The organism is Colwellia sp. BRX10-9 (genome assembly GCF_014077405.1).
In the GTDB taxonomy this organism is placed as follows: Bacteria; Pseudomonadota; Gammaproteobacteria; order Enterobacterales; family Alteromonadaceae; genus Colwellia_A.
Genome location: NZ_JACGVV010000108.1, coordinates 1 through 464 on the forward strand (window position 1 = coordinate 1; position 464 = coordinate 464).

Here is a 464-nt window from a genome sequence, read left to right on the forward strand (position 1 = left end):
CGTCACACTCTATGAGCGAGGGATTTTAAATCCCTTGTGTCTACCAATTCCACCACCCGGGCATCGGATAATTCTTTTTAAAGTAGAGATTGGCTCCCTACTAACTCTTAATTACTAAGAGATTTAAGTAATTAAATTCTTTAATTTATCTACACACTAAATTTAAACAGTTAACAAGACGCTACATCTTTTGTTGACAGCTAAATCACAACATTTTAACTATGTTTATTGTATATAAATATATGCATTATAAATGTAATGTAAATTAATTACATACATGATTGATACAGGTTTAATTACTACTATTTAAATTACTGAACAGAAAGCACAGCATAAAGATGGTACCCGGAGACGGACTTGAACCGTCACACTCTATGAGCGAGGGATTTTAAATCCCTTGTGTCTACCAATTCCACCACCCGGGCATCGGATAATTCTTTTTAAAGTAGAGATTGGCTCCCTAC

At 34.5% G+C, this 464-nt stretch carries 1 tRNA gene; it reads right to left on the minus strand.

The window, feature by feature from the left end:
- Positions 1-339 precede the first annotated feature (339 nt).
- Positions 340-425 (minus strand) — tRNA-Leu (locus tag H4J69_RS19680).
- Positions 426-464: the final 39 nt, after the last annotated feature.